The organism is Chroococcidiopsis sp. CCALA 051 (assembly GCF_003015105.1).
Lineage (GTDB): Bacteria > Cyanobacteriota > Cyanobacteriia > Cyanobacteriales > Chroococcidiopsidaceae > Chroococcidiopsis > Chroococcidiopsis thermalis.
The window spans coordinates 1-17152 of record NZ_PYCI01000137.1 but is presented as its reverse complement, the minus strand read 5'-3'; the positions used below and the strand labels follow the sequence as shown (position 1 = coordinate 17152).

15 protein-coding genes, 1 pseudogene and 1 riboswitch are annotated in these 17152 nt (G+C 45.2%); of the genes and pseudogenes, 8 read left to right on the top strand and 8 right to left on the bottom strand.

Translation table 11 applies throughout. The annotated features are described in order from the left end of the window. Window positions 1–54: 54 nt before the first annotated feature. Entirely contained in the window at window positions 55–1290 is a 1236-nt protein-coding gene (locus tag C7Y66_RS25015) for a murein transglycosylase A (protein WP_106547656.1), read from the bottom strand. Between the two features lie 305 nt (window positions 1291–1595). Here C7Y66_RS25015 and C7Y66_RS25010 point away from each other — a divergent pair, with 305 nt between their 5' ends. Then, window positions 1596–2375: a hypothetical protein gene (locus C7Y66_RS25010; RefSeq protein WP_106547655.1), complete on the top strand. Its 780-nt coding sequence runs from the start codon at window positions 1596–1598 to the stop codon at window positions 2373–2375. A 73-nt stretch (window positions 2376–2448) separates the two neighbouring features. On the opposite strand, the pseudogene C7Y66_RS25005 reads toward C7Y66_RS25010, so the two are convergent. The 3 genes and pseudogenes from C7Y66_RS25005 to mfd all read right to left on the bottom strand — a co-directional run. Beyond that, a pseudogene (locus tag C7Y66_RS25005) lies at window positions 2449–2691 on the bottom strand (ATP-binding protein); the annotation flags it as partial. Window positions 2692–2745: 54 nt separating this feature from the next. After that, window positions 2746–3417 (bottom strand): 2OG-Fe dioxygenase family protein, encoded by a 672-nt coding sequence (locus tag C7Y66_RS25000; protein ID WP_106547654.1) that lies wholly within the window; start codon window positions 3415–3417, stop codon window positions 2746–2748. A 524-nt stretch (window positions 3418–3941) separates the two neighbouring features. Beyond that, window positions 3942–7589 (bottom strand): transcription-repair coupling factor, encoded by a 3648-nt coding sequence (gene mfd, locus C7Y66_RS24995; RefSeq protein ID WP_106547653.1) that lies wholly within the window; start codon window positions 7587–7589, stop codon window positions 3942–3944. Window positions 7590–7997: 408 nt separating this feature from the next. Here mfd and C7Y66_RS24990 point away from each other — a divergent pair, with 408 nt between their 5' ends. Then, on the top strand, window positions 7998–9326 hold the full coding sequence (locus C7Y66_RS24990; RefSeq protein ID WP_015155018.1) for a hemolysin family protein: 1329 nt from the start codon (window positions 7998–8000) through the stop codon (window positions 9324–9326). 231 nt (window positions 9327–9557) lie between these two features. Here the strand turns inward: C7Y66_RS24990 and glgA are convergent, their stop codons facing one another. Then, a complete protein-coding gene (gene glgA, locus C7Y66_RS24985; RefSeq protein ID WP_106547652.1) occupies window positions 9558–10982 on the bottom strand; it encodes a glycogen synthase GlgA in 1425 nt (474 codons plus the stop codon). A gap of 86 nt (window positions 10983–11068) precedes the next feature. Then, on the bottom strand, window positions 11069–12058 hold the full coding sequence (gene hemC / locus C7Y66_RS24980; protein ID WP_106547651.1) for a hydroxymethylbilane synthase: 990 nt from the start codon (window positions 12056–12058) through the stop codon (window positions 11069–11071). 100 nt (window positions 12059–12158) lie between these two features. Here hemC and C7Y66_RS33105 point away from each other — a divergent pair, with 100 nt between their 5' ends. From C7Y66_RS33105 to C7Y66_RS24955, 6 genes are all read left to right on the top strand, one after another. Further along, a complete protein-coding gene (locus tag C7Y66_RS33105) occupies window positions 12159–12284 on the top strand; it encodes a hypothetical protein (protein ID WP_255410053.1) in 126 nt (41 codons plus the stop codon). Next, a complete protein-coding gene (locus C7Y66_RS24975) occupies window positions 12274–12720 on the top strand; it encodes a Spy/CpxP family protein refolding chaperone (protein ID WP_106547650.1) in 447 nt (148 codons plus the stop codon). Before C7Y66_RS33105 ends, C7Y66_RS24975 begins: the two co-directional genes overlap by 11 nt. 133 nt (window positions 12721–12853) lie before the next feature. Beyond that, a riboswitch (cobalamin riboswitch) is annotated at window positions 12854–13056 on the top strand. Window positions 13057–13093: 37 nt separating this feature from the next. Next, window positions 13094–14089: a sirohydrochlorin chelatase gene (locus C7Y66_RS24970; protein WP_106547649.1), complete on the top strand. Its 996-nt coding sequence runs from the start codon at window positions 13094–13096 to the stop codon at window positions 14087–14089. A gap of 94 nt (window positions 14090–14183) precedes the next feature. After that, on the top strand, window positions 14184–14474 hold the full coding sequence (gene sipA / locus C7Y66_RS24965) for a regulatory protein SipA (protein ID WP_106547648.1): 291 nt from the start codon (window positions 14184–14186) through the stop codon (window positions 14472–14474). Between the two features lie 35 nt (window positions 14475–14509). Continuing rightward, window positions 14510–15067 carry a peroxiredoxin gene (locus C7Y66_RS24960; protein ID WP_106547647.1) on the top strand — a complete coding sequence of 186 codons (558 nt, stop codon included), beginning with the start codon at window positions 14510–14512 and terminating at the stop codon, window positions 15065–15067. Window positions 15068–15134: 67 nt separating this feature from the next. Then, entirely contained in the window at window positions 15135–15611 is a 477-nt protein-coding gene (locus tag C7Y66_RS24955; RefSeq protein WP_106547646.1) for a hypothetical protein, read from the top strand. A 91-nt stretch (window positions 15612–15702) separates the two neighbouring features. Here the strand turns inward: C7Y66_RS24955 and C7Y66_RS24950 are convergent, their stop codons facing one another. Beyond that, window positions 15703–16263: a hypothetical protein gene (locus C7Y66_RS24950; protein WP_146149870.1), complete on the bottom strand. Its 561-nt coding sequence runs from the start codon at window positions 16261–16263 to the stop codon at window positions 15703–15705. Between the two features lie 169 nt (window positions 16264–16432). Then, window positions 16433–17152: HpsJ family protein (locus tag C7Y66_RS24945; protein ID WP_106547657.1), on the bottom strand; the 720-nt coding region annotated here is incomplete at its 5' end.

The window sequence follows — 17152 nt, the reverse complement described above, 5'->3', positions numbered from 1 at the left end:
AGATGTGTATAAGAGACAGGTGTAGTGGATTGTTAACTGCTCAGGAGTCAGGAGTCACTGATAACTGCTCCCTGCTCCCTGCTCCCTGCTCCCTGCTCCCTTTAACAACAAATAATAAAGTTGTCCGTTACTGACTGTAACTCCAGCACGCTTTGCGGCTAGATCGCCTGTTCCCATAAAGTAATCGACTCTACCCGCTCCTTTGATGGCGCTACCCGTGTCTTGATTGAGGACGTAGCGGCTAACAGTACGCTGTTCTAGCTGTCCTTGCCGATCGAAATAAGGAATTTGAGTATGAATCAGCGCTAAAGCACCAGGCGGCGTAAGTGATTTATCTGTGGCGATCGATCGCTCGGCTGTGACTGGTACTCCCAGATATCCGTGAGGTGCAGCGTTGTTTGTGGGTTGAAAAAAGACAAATGTACGATAGCGGGGTAGATATGTATTTAATTCTGCCGGGTGTTGGCGAAAGTATTGCAATACAGCAGGTAGAGTTAACCCATCGGCGGGAAGTTTGCCATCTTTAATCAGTTCTTTGCCAATACTGGTATAAGGGAACTCAGTTTTTCCGGCATAACCGACAGTCATGATACTACCATCTGTCAGGTGCAGGCGTGCCGAGCCTTGGATGTGAACCAGAAAGGCTTCTAGGCGATCGCGCAACCAAACCAGTTCTCGTCCGTGCAGCCGACTTTTCGTTCCCAATAAACCGTTCTCGCCTTCTAATTCAGCTCTGGTAGGATGGGGTTCAGTCCACGAAGCAAAGTCGGGTGGGAGTCGATAAAGAGGATAGCGATATTCAGCCGTTTTAACGCGGCTAGCAGGATAGATCGGCTCGTAGTATGCAGTAAATAGTACCTCACTCTTACCGTCTTGTGCCGGAAATTGATACAGTTCAAATTCTTGCTGAACGGCGGCTTGTAGTTGTTCTGGAGAGTGGGAGTTAATCACCAACTGGCGAAATCGCACTAAACTACGCCAGACGCGATCGCGGGTAATCTCGCGTAGGGGATACTGTTGATAAGCTGCAATTGCTTGCGGCGATCGCAAATATCGCAAACTGTTATCGATCGCTTTGAGTAAAGCTTGGCGATCGCCTTTTTTACCTTGACCCCAAATCTGTTCGTCCCAACCCAAGCGATCGGATTTTTGTTGTATATTAGCAGGTACGAGCTGGACTGTGGCAGCACTAGCATGAATTGTAGAAGCGTGGGTAGAAGCGTTACCTGTAACGTCTGCCGACAGTGATTGAGCCAGGACTAAGGTAAATAGTGCTATTGTCTGTTTCATCATTTGAGCGATCGTCAATAAAATTTAATGTTATTCCGTAATTATTAACTCGATCTCAGACTAGTAAATAGTGCGATCGCATTTAAATTTTTCAGTTATTTCATCGTTGTAATTCTGCATGAATAACTCAAATGTCAACATTGTAAAAAGGAGTCAGAATAACTCAGAACTTGTAAATCCATTAGTTGTAAATCCTATTCGTCTGATAGTAGCCCGTACAAGGAAGATAATGCTAAATTATCTAGCGATCGCTTAGACTAAGACAGTTGTACTAAACCAAGCCTTAAGGCAGATAGAATGTAACTATGGCTGCATTTGATATAGAGCATTCAATCGATACAGACATAAAACTATCATCAATATCTACTTCAGAAGGGGTAGAGATTCTCCGCGAACAAGTAGAGATTCTCCGCGAACAGATGGAGTCTTTACATCGAATGGTAGAACATCTAGGAGCAGAGTTACTTCATAAGCAGCAACAAATACAAGCTCTAGAGCAAGAATTAGAACAAACAAACAGAGAATTGTGCCGCGCACTCGCCCCACAGCAGCAAGAGATTACCCCAGCAAAAGATTACCAAGGTGAAGCACTCGATCGGCAAGTTCCAGTCAGCGAGTCTTTAGCTGCACTATTCAATGCTACTTCCGGTCGCGCCATCCCAGCAAAGAAACCGGAGGTAGAAGAGGCGATCGCCAACACAGCTATTTTGCCAGATATGGTAGCTCAGCAAATCTTAAATGATTCAAAAGAATTAAAAGCTCATTCACAGCAACTTGGTTTTCAATTCAACAAGCTTGGATTTCAGTTTATTGGTAATAAAGCTAATTTCATGCAATTTCAAGAGAAAGTAGCTCGGAAATTAACAGAATTGCCGCAGCAATCTGATAGTCTAACGAGTGTATCTCAGAATTTGCAAGCGCATCAAACAAGAACCGAGGCAAACGTAACGCAATTTCAAAAACATGTGGAGCAAACCAAAAATTTGTTAAATAAATCCAAGGTTTATGTAAAATTAGTAAAGTCGAGATCGGCAAGTTATTCCAACTCAAAAAAATCCGCGAAAGTCGATTTAAGCTTAGCTTAAATCGACTTTCATCTAAGTAGAGAATCTGATTATTTTACTGCCCAATTTTAAGAATGCTGTTGTTTTAACTTTCTCATTTCTGCTTGAGCGCTAACAGCAAGGTGAAGTAAAAAGCCCTGCCTTCGCCTAAGATGCTTTCTGCCCAGATTTGCCCTCCATGTTGGCGGATGATACTGCGACAGATGGCTAAACCTAAACCCGTGCCTCCTTTTTGACAGGAATCAGAAACATCGACTTGTTGGAATTGTCCGAAGATTGTTTCTAACTTATCTGCTGGAATGCCTCTGCCTCGATCTTTAACTTGAAATAGGACGTAGGGTGTAGGTTGTGGTAAGGGCGCACATCTGTGTGCCCCTACAAGTGACAACGACTACGACAGCAGACTCGGACAAGTTAATACAAACACGTCTCTGGTTCCATCGGTCTCAGCATTTAGAGGTTTAACGGGAGTCGTGTAATGGAAAAATTCGCGATCGTTAAGTAGCAAAAGTTCTCCGGGGTTGAGGGTTTTATTAAACACAGGACTTTCCTTTTTAGATCTGTATAAGTGCGTCTCTCCACCTTGAACGTTATTACGTCCGATAGAAAAGATCGCAATCAGATCTGTCCCATCACGGTGAATTCCCTCTGGTGCTGGATTGCCAAAATTGGTTGCCGAACAAGTTGTTCTAATTTGATGCACGCCAATTTCCCGAGAGTCAGAATACAATTTACAAGCATCATTAAAGGCAAACAGCAATCTTGTAAAATCTTCATGCACTACCAGAGCATCATCAATTTCATGGAACTCTCTTTGAATATCTCCTACTACAGGATTATATTCTTTGCTTTGAAATAAGCGACCGTGAGGTAATTTCACCACTTTTCCGTCTGTTATGCTAAAACGGGATAAACGGCGGCGGCGATAGTTACCCTTAATGTATGGATCTACTGGCAAATCTTGGAAAAAGCGCTGCAACTCTTCTAAGTTGATAAAATTTGCCTTTTGTAATGTAAATAATAAGTCGTAGCCTAATTTTTTTGAATTTAGTACTTTTTGCATAGAAAACTAATCCTTTATTTTCGATCCCGATCGTTTCTGCTTATAGAAACAATCCATATTTATAGTATAATTTGGATTTTTAAAACTGCTGTTAACTTCATTACAAAAAGTTTCAATTTATTAACAAAATGGCAAAATTGTCTCAAAGAATACTAAATTTTCTTCGAGCCATATTTTGTAAGTAAAAATACTAAAATCGTGTTTAAATACTGCGTAAGCGTTGCTCAACGAAGTTATCGCTTGCCAAACTGAAGACTACAAATTTTTCTGTTCTACAAGCGATCGATATGTTTATACGGTAGATTACTAACCAATATGCACGTATGGCAATTTAGGTGGAGGAAATCAAAGCGTAGAGTGGGTTTTTCATCTAGCTGTTCGTATAGCAATCCTATTTGATTCATGAACATGGAGCAGGCTTCTAGCCTGCGGCAGGCTAGAAGCCTACTTTACAAATCATTTAGAACTGCCATATATGCCAGAGTCCCGCGATAAACCCGCCCCTACAAATGACTCATTACCCATTAAACCATTACCGTTTCTGGAACTGCACCTTGCATCTTGCTCAAAGCATCAATTAAAGTTTGCAATTGTTGTTCCGTTTTGAGAACTGCTAAACCGCGCACGGTGACTTTACCAGGCGAGTAAACAAAGCGCGATCGCAAACTATCAGGTAAGTTGGCAATCATCAAATTCCAAGCTGGTTCTTCCATCGCAGTTTCTAAAACTACGTGCTGTTTACCTTCGGGTTTGATGCGGCTAAATCCTAATTTTCTCGCGAGTTGTTTTAATTCCATGACGCGCAATAATTGAGTTGCCCCAGTGGGAATTGCCCCGTAGCGATCGCTCCAATCTGCGGCAAGTTGGATTAACTCTTCCTTAGTTTTTGCCGCTGCTACAGCCCGATATGCACTCATCTTCTGGTCTAAATCGGTAATGTAATCTGTGGGAATAAACGCTGTCAAATTCAAATCGATTTGCGTATCTTCCACTTGCGGAATTTCCTGACCGCGAATTTCGCGCAAGGCTTCTTCTAACATTTCCATATACAGGTCGAAACCAATTGCATCCATTTGACCGGATTGTTCTACGCCTAACAAATTTCCCACACCGCGAATTTCCATATCGCGCATTGCCAAGTGATAGCCAGAACCGAGTTGGGTGAATTCTTGAATTGCCCGCAAACGCTGCCTTGCGGTATCGGATAGCGCCCGTTGTTTGGGATAAAACAACCAGGCATGAGCCTGAATTCCCGCCCGTCCGACACGCCCCCGCAACTGGTAGAGTTGGGATAAACCGAAGCGGTGAGCATCTTCAATTAGAATTGTATTCACACGCGGGATATCTAAGCCCGATTCAATAATTGTCGTGCAAACCAAAATATCGGCTTCCCCATTACTAAAGGAAAGCATTGTTGATTCTAATTGGTTTTCATCCAATTGTCCGTGTCCGACAGCAATTCTCGCCCCGCCAACAATTTCTCTTAAAGTCGCTGCTGTCTCTTCAATTCCTTCCACACGCGGAACGACATAAAAAACTTGTCCGCCGCGATCGAGTTCTTGACGAATGGCGCTACGAATTGATTCAGTATCGTAAGGTGCGAGGTGAGTTTTGATCGGTCGGCGGGAGGGAGGCGGCGTAGTAATCAGACTCATCTCCCGAATTCCCGACAATGACATATACAAGGTGCGGGGAATGGGAGTCGCAGAAAGAGTTAGCACGTCTAACTGAGTTTTCAAAGCTTTAATTTTTTCTTTCTGATTGACCCCAAATCTTTGTTCTTCGTCGATTATCAATAGTCCCAAATCGCGGAAGCTGACACCTTTACCCAGTAGTTGGTGCGTCCCGACCACAATATCTAATTCACCCGTCGCCAATCGCTTGAGTAGATCTTTTCGTTCCTCGGCACTCCGAAAGCGGTTGAGTAAGCCGACGTTTACCGGATAAGGGGCAAAGCGTTCTTTTAACGTGTGATAGTGCTGTTGCGTCAGAATGGTGGTAGGGGCAAGGAAAGCTACTTGCTTACCTGCTGTGACAGCTTTGAAAACAGCGCGAATTGCTACTTCAGTCTTACCAAAACCCACATCGCCACAGACTAAACGATCCATCGGGCGATCGCTCTCCATGTCGCGCTTGACATCTTGAGTCGCTTTGAGTTGGTCGGTTGTCGGTTGATAGGGGAAAGAATCTTCTAATTCTACCTGCCAAGGAGAATCAATTGGATAAGCATAACCCGATTGTTGCGATCGCTGAGCATATAATTGCAGCAGATCCACCGCTAGTTTTTTAATTGCTTTTCTGGCACGGTTTTTCGTGTTTGCCCACGCCTTACTCGACATTTTGTTCAGTTCTGGCGGCTTGCTGTCGGTGGCGCGAAACCTAGACAACGAACCGAGTTGATCGGCGGCGACGCGCAACAAACCATCGGCATATTGCACGACTAAATATTCTCGCGTTTCGCGATCGATCGTCAGACTTTCCAGCCGCAAAAACTTGCCGATCCCGTGATTCCGGTGAACGACAAAATCCCCCGGACGCAACTTATTCGGATCGACTTGCTTCGAGGCGGCGCGGCGGCGCTTGCGGATGTAGCTAGGGGTAGCGAGGCTGTGCTGACCGTAGAATTCGCGGTCAGTCACCACCATCAGACGAAATGTAGGCAGAATAAAACCTTCTAATTCTGCTACCCCCGAATATTTCAACGCCACAGGTGTACGCTGAAGTTGCAATTTATCGATCGCCTGAAAATCGCGAGGATTGGGGATAAATTGGGCGGGACAATCGTGTTCTTGCAATAGGGAGACAGAACGGGATGGTTGAGCCGAAATCAGCCAAGTTGAAAAACCGCGATCGCGTTCTTGTCGAATTGTCTCTGCTAACTTCCCAAACGCATGAGGCGTAACGGGAATCGAACGACTGGCAAGATTGAGGGGAGTCACATAAGCAGAATTAGCTGAGGGGCTTTCTTCAACTGCTAATTCCGATAAATATAATTCTTGAAATCCTTGGGCTGTTGCTAAAGAGTCTTCAAATGTTCTGTGAACTCTTGGTAATTGGTAATTGGTAGTTGGTAAGTCAACTCCGAACTCCGAATTCCGAATTCCGAATTCCGAATTCCGAATTCCCAATTGTTGCCATTGTTCTTCAGAGTTCTCCACCCAGCGATCGCTGTGTGCTTGACATAGTTCTAGTTCGTCAATGGTGATAATCGTATCTTTGGGTAAATAGTCAAGCAGGGATGCGGGTTGGGGGAAAGCTAAACCCAGAAAGCGGCGGCTACCTTCTGGGTCATTTCCTGCGTCGAATAGTTCTCGTTCTTCTGGGGAAAGGTAGGTTTTAACAATTTCTGTTTGTTCCTCCGTTAGTGCTGCTTTAACGATGGGAGCAAAATTGGTTGGCGTAAGCACGACTTGTGATATCTTGTCAAGTGCCGTGCCACCTACAGAACTGCGTTGAGTCGCTGGGTCGAACTCGCGAATTTGTTCGATTTCATCGCCAAACCACTCCAACCGCACGGGCAATTCGGAAGAGACGGGAAACACGTCAACGATATCGCCGCGCCTGCTCCATTGTCCTTCGGTTTCTACCGTGGGTACGCGATCGTAACCCATTGCTGCAAGGCGATCGCCAAAGTCACCTAGATCGAATTCCATCCCCTTATTAATTGTCAGACAATAAGGTTGAAACACGTCTGCTGGTGGTAAGTGGGGTTGCAAGGCTCTTTCTGTGGCGACGATCGCAATGAGGGGTGAGGAGCGAGGAGTGAGGAGTGAGGGCGACGCTTCCTTGTCCCCCTTGTCTCCCTTGTCCCCCTTGTCCCGCATTCCTCCCGTTTCCTCAATCAAATCTGCCAACACCTGCATCTGTCCCCAAGTCATTTCGGTTTCGGGGTCGAAGGGTTCGTAGGGCGATGCTTCTGAGGTTGGGTAAAAATGGACTCGATCCCATCCCATCGATTCGAGTTGAGCTGTCCAGCGTCCGGCTTCTTCCAGAGTGGCGCAGATAACGAGTAGGTGACGCTGTTGTGCTTGTGCTAAAGCCGAAGCCACCAATCCTTTAGGCAAGCGCGAAACGCCATTGAGAGAACAAACCTGCTGGCGATTGAGTTTAGATATGAGTTCGGTTGACAGTGGCGATCGCCCTAAGGCACGCACGATAGAAGAAAAAGCCATAAGTTATTAGCTACAGCAGACGGAAAGTTGCAACGGGATAGATGCTATTTCTCCATTCTAAAATTCTCAACCACAATAGGGGGAAGGGTAATCGGTAGTTGGTAGTTGGTGGTTGGTAGTTGGTAGTTGCTCCGCGACTCTCCCTCAGCCCCCATTCTCCGAGAAGGGCTATTCTTCGAGAAGCCGCTTCGCGTCTACGCCCTACATCTGGGCGACTCTCTCTTCCCCCTGCTCCCTAACTAAGTATAGTTACTTATACTACTCCTCCATCCAATTGAGATTCTATGAAAAATTGTTGCATCATGACCTGGAAGCGAGAAACTGGAGATGAAAAGATCTCCGATACTGGATAATAGGTAGCCAACATTCAGCACCGCTTGCCCAGAGTAGCAGCAACAATTAAAACTAATGTCCTCCATTTCTCTTGAAGTTCTGACGATTCTCCTACTGATATTTGCCAATGGCATCTTTGTGATGTCGGAACTCGCGATCGTCTCGGCAAGGAAGGTAAGGCTACAAAGTCTGGCTAACCAGGGGGATAAAAAAGCTCGTGTAGCTCTAGACCTGGCGAATGCTCCCAATCAGTTTCTAGCTAGCGTGCAAATTGGCATTACGCTACTAGCAATTTTATCTGGTGCTTTTGCAGAATCGGCTGTAGCAACTAGGCTGGCTCCACTTGTGAGTTTAGTACCTGGACTTGCGGCATACAACAGCGCGATCGCCTCTGTAAGTGCTGTTTTACTCGTTACTTATTTAACGCTAATTATTGGGGAACTCGTACCCAAACAATTAGCGCTCAATTACCCAGAAAAGATTGCAACTGTTGTTGCTATGCCGTTGCGGTTTTTGGCAAGGCTTGCTGCTCCTATAGTTTATTTGCTCAGTGCCTCAACCGATCTTGTCGTGCGGCTATTGGGGATTAGACCTTCGACAGATCCGCAAGTGACAGAAGAAGAAATTCGCGTTTTAATCGAGCAGGGTACGGAAGCGGGGACGTTTGAGGCTGCCGAACAGGATATGGTAGAACGGGTATTTCGGTTAGGCGATCGCCCCGTTAGTGCTTTGATGACACCACGTCCTGATATTGTTTGGCTGGACTTGGAGGACACCCCTGAAGAAAATCGCCAAAAAATTCTCGATAGCTGTCATTCCCGCTTTCCAGTTTGTCAGGAGGGTTTAGATAACGTTCTGGGAATTAGTCACGTTACCGATATGTTAGAGCGTTGTTTGTCCGGTCAAGCCCTCGACCTTACCGTATCGTTGCGACAACCCATATTTGTTCCCGAAAGTACTAGGGGATTAAAAATCTTAGAATTATTTAAGCAAACGGGCATTCACATGGCATTGGTGGTAGACGAATACGGCGTGATTCAAGGATTGGTGACGCTGAATGACATCATGGTGGAAATTGTCGGTGATGTCCCTAATGCAGGTGACTTAGAAGAACCAATGGCAGTGCAACGGGAAGATGGTTCTTGGTTGTTGGATGGGATGTTACCTGTAGATGAATTTTTTGAAATTTTTGATATTGAAGGAATTCCCAAAGAACATAGAGGTAGTTATCAAACTTTAGGCGGTTTTGTGATTACTCATCTCGGTCGCATTCCTGCTGCTACAGATAGTTTTGCATGGGAATTATTGCAGTTTGAAGTGATGGATATGGATGGTAATCGAGTAGATAAAGTGTTAGTTACTCCGATGGAAGGTAGAGGGGTAAAGCCAGAGAAGGAAGAGTAGGTAGTTGGTAGTTGGTGGTTGGTAGTCGGTAATAGCTTTTATAGTAGGGTGGGCAATGCCCACCACCGATCTACGTAAACATATCACCTGCGATCGCTGACGCTTTTACTATTTTGGTCAGGATGGATCGATTAATACATGACATCGACGGGGCGGGTTTATTGAGATTGTGAGCTGTGAGGAAATATTTCTAGTGAACCCGCCCCTACAATGGATGTTTATTCCAATCAATTATTTGGGAATTAATTCTTCTATTTGCGGTTGGGGTGTTTCTACTTCCTCAGTAGTACCGTACATGGAGTTATACATTTTCACGTATTCTTTTGCCGACTGATACCAACTGAAGTCTTGTTGCATTCCCCGTTGTTGTAAATTTTGCCAGTTGGGTTTGTAGTGAAATCCTTCCCACGCACGTACCATACAGGTATAAAGGTCTAAGGGTTCGTAGCGATCGAAACAATAACCCGTACCGACATTATTTTCAGGATCGTGGGGACTTACGGTATCAACTAAGCCGCCAGTACGACGCACAATCGGCACGCAACCGTAACGCAACGCCATCATTTGACTGATACCGCAGGGTTCAAATCGACTTGGCATCAAGAAGGCATCGCTACCAGCATAAATACGACGGGCAAGGGCATCATTGTAGAGTAAATACGTTGCCATCCGCCCGGGAAAACGCGATGCCATTTGCCATAATTGAGTTTCGTAGTAGCGATCGCCCGTGCCTAAAATAATAATTTGGGCATCGGTATACGATAGAAATCGATCCAAAATTTGGATTGCTAAATCGATGCCTTTCTGTTCTACTAACCGCGTCACCATTCCCACTAAAAAGGCTTTAGAGTTAACTTCTAAACCCACTTCTTCTTGAATGGCAACTTTATTTGGTCTTCGGTTTTCTAGCGTTGCAGTTGTAAAAGATTTAGCAATATATTTATCGTTTTCTGGGTTGTAAACATCAACATCAATTCCGTTAACAATACCCCATAATTTACCGCTAATAAAAGACATTAAACCTTCGAGAGTTTCGCCATAAGCTGCCGTTTGAATCTGTTTGGCATAAGTTGGAGAAACTGTATTCACGCGATCGGCAAATTGCACCGCCGCTGCCATTGTATTATGTCCTTGCATGTACCAAGGACACCACGTAATCTTCTCTAAATACCAGCGCCAGGGACCTTGATAAGCCAAGTTATGAATTGTAAATACGCTGGTAATATCAGGCGATTGGTGCATCCACACGGGAATCATCCCTGTATGCCAATCGTGACAGTGGACAATATCGGGTTTCCAATAGTTCCAGCAAAATTCTGCTGCGCCGTTAGCAAACAAAGTGAAACGCCAGTGTTCGTCTTCCCCAGAATAAATGCGACGGGGTGCAAATGCCGGATGCCCGAATAAATACAAGGGGACATCAGTTCCAGGCAGCACGGCTTCGTAAACCTTAAAATCCTGAAACATGGCAGCTCCAGACCAGATTGGATCTTGGGGAATCTCCATTTTGTCTGGTAGAAAGCCATAATAGGGCAGAAAAATTCGCACGTCATGCCCCATTTCTCTAAGAATTTTCGGTAACGCTCCGACGACATCGCCCATTCCGCCAACTTTGGCGACTGGCGCTGCTTCTGCGGCAACAAACAAAATTCGCATGTTTAGTGAGTAGTGAGTGGTGAGTAGATTGGTAAAGGTCGCTCTGTATAGAGACGTTACATGTAACGTCTCTATACGTAACGTCTCTACAATACCTGTCCGCGTTGAATTTGCGCGAAGATTTCGGCTAGTATCTCTTGCGCTCCTTGTTGACGAAGGCGTTGGGCTAATTCGATGCCAAGCTTTTCTGCCTCTGTAGGCGCACCAGTTACGGTATCTTTAACCAATCTTTGCCCGTCTAAACTAGCTACCATACCCGTGAGAGTTAGCACATCTCCCTCAAGGCTAGTGTTAACGCCAATAGGTACTTGACAGCCACCTTCTAATTCCCGCAAAAAGGCGCGTTCTGCAAGAGCGCGATCGCGTGTGGGTACGTCTTCGATCGCCTTAATTAAAGATAAGACTTCTTCGTCACCCGCACGACATTCTATTCCTAAAGCGCCCTGTCCGACAGCGTGCAAGGAGATTTCTGCTGGAATGACCCGATCGACGCGATCGCCTAATCCTAGTCTTTGTAGTCCCGCTACTGCCAATACTAGGGCATCATATTCTCCAGCATCGAGTTTTTGCAGGCGTGTAATTACGTTACCACGCACATCTTTAAATGCTAGGTGGGGGAAGTGATAGCGTAGTTGTGCCAGTCTGCGTAAAGAGGAAGTCCCGATGACGGCTCCTTCTGGCAATGTATCGAATTGTTTATCTTTATACTTAGAATGTAATACTAAAGCATCTGCCGGATTTTCTCTTTCTGTGACCGCTCCCAACATCAACCCTTCCGGTAAGCGAGTCGGCAAGTCTTTCAGGGAATGTACGGCAAAATCAATTTCCTGATTGAGCATCCCCACTTCTAACTCTTTAGTAAATAACCCTTTATCACCAATCTTGGCAAGGGCAACGTCGAGAATTTTATCCCCTTGAGTAGACATGGTGTGGACTTCAAAAGTGCGATCTGGAAAAGCTTTTTGCAGTTGTTCTTGCACCCAATAAGTTTGAACTAAAGCCAATTGGCTCTTGCGCGAACCGATGCGAATTGTGCGGGTAGGGCTGGAAACCGTGGGTGAGGCGTTAGAGGACATACTAAAGCAGCATTTATAGCTTAAATCTGAGTCACTCGATCTAGACTACCGCAGGACTGCACCCAGTGGTCAGTGACCAGTGACCAGTGACCAGTGACCAATGACCATCATGACTAAAGTAATAGTTAAATTCGTTACTTTCTCCACAGGCGATCGCGGTTTTTCGATTTTTATGATGGTGATATCAAATCTTAGAAACGCCAGAGAACGCTACCATGCAATTTAAACTTATCCCTTTATTAGCCAGCGCGATCGCCTTGAGTATTGCCACCGTACCGCTAGCAGCTCAAGCTGAACCCGTTGCACCAAGATTGCAAATAGCCCAAGCTCAAGATAAAATTCCACCTCGACTTGAAAAACTGGGGCTAACTCAGGAACAAAGAGATAAAATTGCCGAAATCCGTCGCAATACTCGCACCCAAATCGAAGCAGTTATGACACCAGCACAGCGGGAACAACTCAAAACCGTTAGAGAAAGCAGACAACGCCGTCGCGAAGCGTTAGCTTCTCTCAACCTAACTCCAGAGCAGAAAACCAAAATGCAACAAATTCGTCAATCTGCCAAATCTCAGTTTGATGCAGTATTAACCCCACAACAGCAACAACAACTACAGCAAATGAGACAAGAACGAGGCTGGAAGGGACGAAGAGGCGAACTCTAAGAAAGTCAAAAGTCAAAAAATTCAAAAGTCAAAATCAACTGCTCCCTGCTCCCTGATAACTGGTCGCTGGTCACTGGTCACTGGTCACTGGTCACTGATACCCCCTCCCCCAGTATTTTTGTTGTAGGTCAAATCAGTTAAGATATCTAGGCACAAGTGAACTGTAATAGCATAGGGAAACATCGGTGTAAGTCCGAGGCTGTGCCGCAGCTGTAAACGATTTTGTCACTTGTCATTTGTTACTTGTTATTTGTTGCTCTAACTGCAAATGACAAATGACTGATGACCGATGACGAATAGTAAGCCAGAATGCCTGTGCTGTTATCCGCTCACGCTATTTCCTGCGTTGCACGGGAAAGGAGCTAAAATCTCAATGCTTAGCGATCGCCATTTAACTCCGTTGGAAGATAGTTCTTTGCAATTACCACCTCTGCCGCTACAGCGTCCTCTATTACTGATCGGTCATGGAACTAGAGATGAAGCTGGACGGCAAAGCTTGCTTGGTTTTGCCTCTGCATACCAAGCTTTAGATACCTCTAGACCAGTTCTCCCCTGCTTTCTGGAATTGACAGAACCAACAATTCAGGAAGGAGTAGATCGATGCGTCGAGAAGGGTTTTACGGAAATTTCCGTGCTGCCAATTTTGCTGTTTGCCGCACGGCATAATAAATTTGATGTCACCAACGAACTCGATCGCGCTAGAGCCAGACATCCGCAGCTTAAATTTTACTACGGACGGCATTTTGGGATTACGCCCGGAATTCTCGATTTGTGGCGATCGCGTCTAGCAGAAATAGACCATCCTCAAATTCAGCGTGCAGATACCGTATTATTATTTGTCGGTCGCGGTTCTAGCGATCCTGATGCTAATGGCGACGCTTGCAAGCTCGCCCGCATTCTCTGGGAGGGTAGTGGCTATTCTACCGTAGAAACCTGCTTTATCGGCATCACGCACCCGCGCTTAGAGGTAGGTTTCCAACGCGCTTTACTCTATCAACCCAAACGAATTGTCGTTCTACCTCATTTTCTCTTCACGGGTACGCTCGTTAAAAAGATTTTCGATGTCACTGCTCAACAGCAACAGAAATATCCCCAAGCTGAAATTACTTGTTTGCCAGAAATAGGACTGCATTCTCACCTATTTACCATTCTCAGAGAAAGAGAAATCGAAACTCATTTAGGTCAAGTCCAGATGAATTGCGAGATGTGTAAATTCCGCCTAGCGGCTGTAGCGGGTGATACGCATTCTCATAGCCACGACCATCATCACCACGACCATCACCATCATCACCACGACCATCACCACCCAGCTGTAGATCCTTACGCTAATGCGGTAGACTATCATCAAAAAATCTGGCAAGTTCCATAATGGATTTGGTAATAGGTAATGGGTAATAGGTAATTGGTAGTTGCTCCCCTGCTCCTCTGCTCCCTGCTCCCTGCTCCCTGCTCCCTACTCGCTCATGACAAAAGAATTCACCATAGGCGAAACAGTCCGAGTTATCGCCTTGCCACCTTACATTAAAACCGCCGAGCCGATGCCGATGCTGCGTCCTCCCGATACAATTCGTCTGCGGGAAGAAGGGATAGTTACGGATCGCCGTCCTGGGGGATATTGGGTCGTCCGGTTCGATCGCGGTACTTTTCTACTCGATAGTCAATATATTGAGAGCATCACATCAGAAGCAGAATCACCACCTGCATCTCATGTGGAACCATCTTCGCCTGCGGATGCCGATCGCAGCGATGACTAATGTAAACTTATGTTAACTGACTTGCAGTTGACATCATGATATCTCGTCGTACTTTTTTAACCTCTGTTTTTGCGTGTTGCTTGTCTATTTTGGCTTGGTGTCATTTTGCTACCCCAGCCTTAGCGCTTGGGGGTAAACTACCACCAGTGAACCAACCCGCACCGCAATTTACCCTACCTACCAATACGGGAGATGGAGAAGTTTCCCTTTCCGACTTGCGCGGTCAGTGGGTCGTACTTTATTTTTATCCCAAGGACTTTACAGCAGGCTGTACCCTAGAAGCCAAGCGGTTTCAGCAAGACTTACCCAAGTACATTGACAAAAATGCTCAGATTATTGGCGTGAGTGCTGATTCTATCGATTCCCATGCTGAATTCTGCGATTCAGAAGGGTTAAAATTCCCTCTGCTTGCAGATACCACAGGGGAAGTGAGTAAAGCATACGGTTCGTGGATTGGTGTTGTTTCGATGCGTCATAGTTTTCTCATCGACCCAGATGGGATTTTACGCGAAACTTTTGTGAAGGTAAATCCTGCTATTCACAGCACGGAAGTTCTAGCACGATTAGAGGAATTACAAAAAAACACTGCCTAAAAGCTAAAGTGTAGAGACGTGCCATGTTACGTCTCTATTTTTTTCAGCTTAGTTTTCAGCGTGTCTTATGGACTTCGAGCCGAAATACCAGCCTATTAGACGGAAAGTCAGGTATCAAGTCAGCGATCGCGAATCGATTGAAATTACCGATCGCAAACCTTTAGAAATATTACGAGATACGGAAGGATTAATCCGCCGTCAAGCTGTAGCCGCGATCGTCCCAGTTGTATCGCAGCCATTAGCAGCTAAAATCGAATCGGCTTCAGAGGTTGCGGAAGACTCGTTAAGTTTGTTAGCAGAAATCGATCTCGATGCGATTAGCGATGTGGAGTTACAGCCAGCCAGAATCTTAGTTGGCTTGAGTTTTGTTGGTTTTGGCGCACTGGCGATCGCTTTACTAACCTTGTTTATTTACACCCTGCATCCTCAACTTACCCACCAGCAACAAATTCACCAATACTGGTATCCTTACGTCTTTTTTGTCTCTTTAGGCGTGACAGGGTTGCTAACTTTAGGGCGAGAAATTATGCGTTTTACCAGATAGGGAGCAGGGAGCAGTGACCAATTACCAGTGACCAATTACCAGTGACCAGTGACCAATTACCAATTACCCATTACCCATTACCAACTACCAATTACCGCATCATCCCAAACTGACTTCCGCCACGAATCATCGATTTACTATTAGCATCAAGATCGATCTGACATTGAGTTGGAATAGCAGTGAAGTCACAAGTGTAACTAGCTAAAAGCTGCTTTTGCTCGTTGAAAACTCTCAGATTGTAGCCGCGATCCATAGCATCAGTACCAAAATGATGCACGAACTCGTATTGTTGAATATAGTCTAAAGAATTCCAATTTTGCCGTTTTACTTGCAAGTCGATGCGTCCTGAATCGCCATTTTGTTGAGCGGGATAAGCCAGCCAATGACTCAGCAAATCTCCACCAAACTGCTCTTTTGCCCACCACAGACTGGGAGTTGTCACAGTGTCTTGAACAGTGTCTTGAGGTGCAGTATTTGGAGCGATCGCGCGATCGTTTTGGTCAATTGTCGCTCGCGTTAAACCCAGTTCTAGCAGAGCTTGAGAAGGCTGAGCCGTAACTATTTGTAACGTTGAGTTTGAGTTTGGCAATGGCGCGATCGCCCCCAAGCTTATTCCCAGTAATATTCCTGACGATTTCCAGAATGAATTCATCACCCTTGCTGCTGGCTGCTACTTTAACTTGTATCTCGACTTTATTAACATAATTTCTGCTTAGTGGCAAGTAAATTTGTTATTGGAAAAGTTGGCGGTGATGGTAGTTGGTAGTTGGTAGTTGCTAAGAAAGTGGTGCGTGGTTACTGGTTACTGATCACTGCTCCCTTTAACTTCGATTGACAATTTTGCGGGTTTTCTGCCAAATAACTAGAAAGAAAGTTCCAGAGATGAGCGCTCCCAAGGATATTTTGATTGTATTTTTGATTTGCGTTCCAAGATTATTTTCGCGGCTAGCTGCTTGGGCTTGAAGCGATCGCTCGTTCTGAGACAAGCTAGCCAGCAACTGCTGTTTGACTGCTTCTGGATTTTCTATTGTTGGCGGAGTAGCTTGTGGATTGAGTTGGCTTAAAATTGCCGATACATCTGTTGAAGTTTGAGCTTTATTTATCTGTTCTTTTAATTGCTGAATTTGTTCCAATCTCGTAGAAATTTGACCGGAACTTTGTTGGTCGATTCTGACGATAGCGCTAATAGATAATGGGATGAGCAAAAAATACAAAACTCCTCCTAATAAACTCAGCCAAGACAAAAATTTAAATATCCGAAATTGAGATTCTCCAATTAAAACAAAAATGAATCCTAAAATAGGTACGGGTGCGCGTTCTACAATTTGATTTGCAAGTTGAAACTCCCACACAGGATTGGTAAAATTTAACGGAATCAGAATCGCTAGTAAATCTATTAAAAATAAAGTTAGTAAAGTATAGCCTGCTAACCGAAATAAGGGTTCGAGATGACTGTGCGATTGTGCCACAAGATGGATGACCTGTTGTACTGTTTTCTTTGAGACAAAGGAGAGGGGGAAGACAAGGGGGACAAGGGAGAC

Coding starts and splice junctions, on each gene's coding strand:
- C7Y66_RS33105 (WP_255410053.1), top strand. CDS start 12,159: ATGACCATCATGACTAAAGTAATAGTTAAATTCGTTACTTTCTCCACA.
- C7Y66_RS24990 (WP_015155018.1), top strand. CDS start 7,998: ATGTCCTCCATTTCTCTTGAAGTTCTGACGATTCTCCTACTGATATTT.
- C7Y66_RS25010 (WP_106547655.1), top strand. CDS start 1,596: ATGGCTGCATTTGATATAGAGCATTCAATCGATACAGACATAAAACTA.
- C7Y66_RS24960 (WP_106547647.1), top strand. CDS start 14,510: ATGATATCTCGTCGTACTTTTTTAACCTCTGTTTTTGCGTGTTGCTTG.
- glgA (WP_106547652.1), bottom strand. CDS start 10,982: ATGCGAATTTTGTTTGTTGCCGCAGAAGCAGCGCCAGTCGCCAAAGTT.
- sipA (WP_106547648.1), top strand. CDS start 14,184: ATGACAAAAGAATTCACCATAGGCGAAACAGTCCGAGTTATCGCCTTG.
- C7Y66_RS24975 (WP_106547650.1), top strand. CDS start 12,274: ATGCAATTTAAACTTATCCCTTTATTAGCCAGCGCGATCGCCTTGAGT.
- C7Y66_RS24970 (WP_106547649.1), top strand. CDS start 13,094: ATGCTTAGCGATCGCCATTTAACTCCGTTGGAAGATAGTTCTTTGCAA.
- C7Y66_RS24955 (WP_106547646.1), top strand. CDS start 15,135: ATGGACTTCGAGCCGAAATACCAGCCTATTAGACGGAAAGTCAGGTAT.
- hemC (WP_106547651.1), bottom strand. CDS start 12,058: ATGTCCTCTAACGCCTCACCCACGGTTTCCAGCCCTACCCGCACAATT.
- mfd (WP_106547653.1), bottom strand. CDS start 7,589: ATGGCTTTTTCTTCTATCGTGCGTGCCTTAGGGCGATCGCCACTGTCA.
- C7Y66_RS25000 (WP_106547654.1), bottom strand. CDS start 3,417: ATGCAAAAAGTACTAAATTCAAAAAAATTAGGCTACGACTTATTATTT.
- C7Y66_RS25015 (WP_106547656.1), bottom strand. CDS start 1,290: ATGAAACAGACAATAGCACTATTTACCTTAGTCCTGGCTCAATCACTG.
- C7Y66_RS24950 (WP_146149870.1), bottom strand. CDS start 16,263: ATGAATTCATTCTGGAAATCGTCAGGAATATTACTGGGAATAAGCTTG.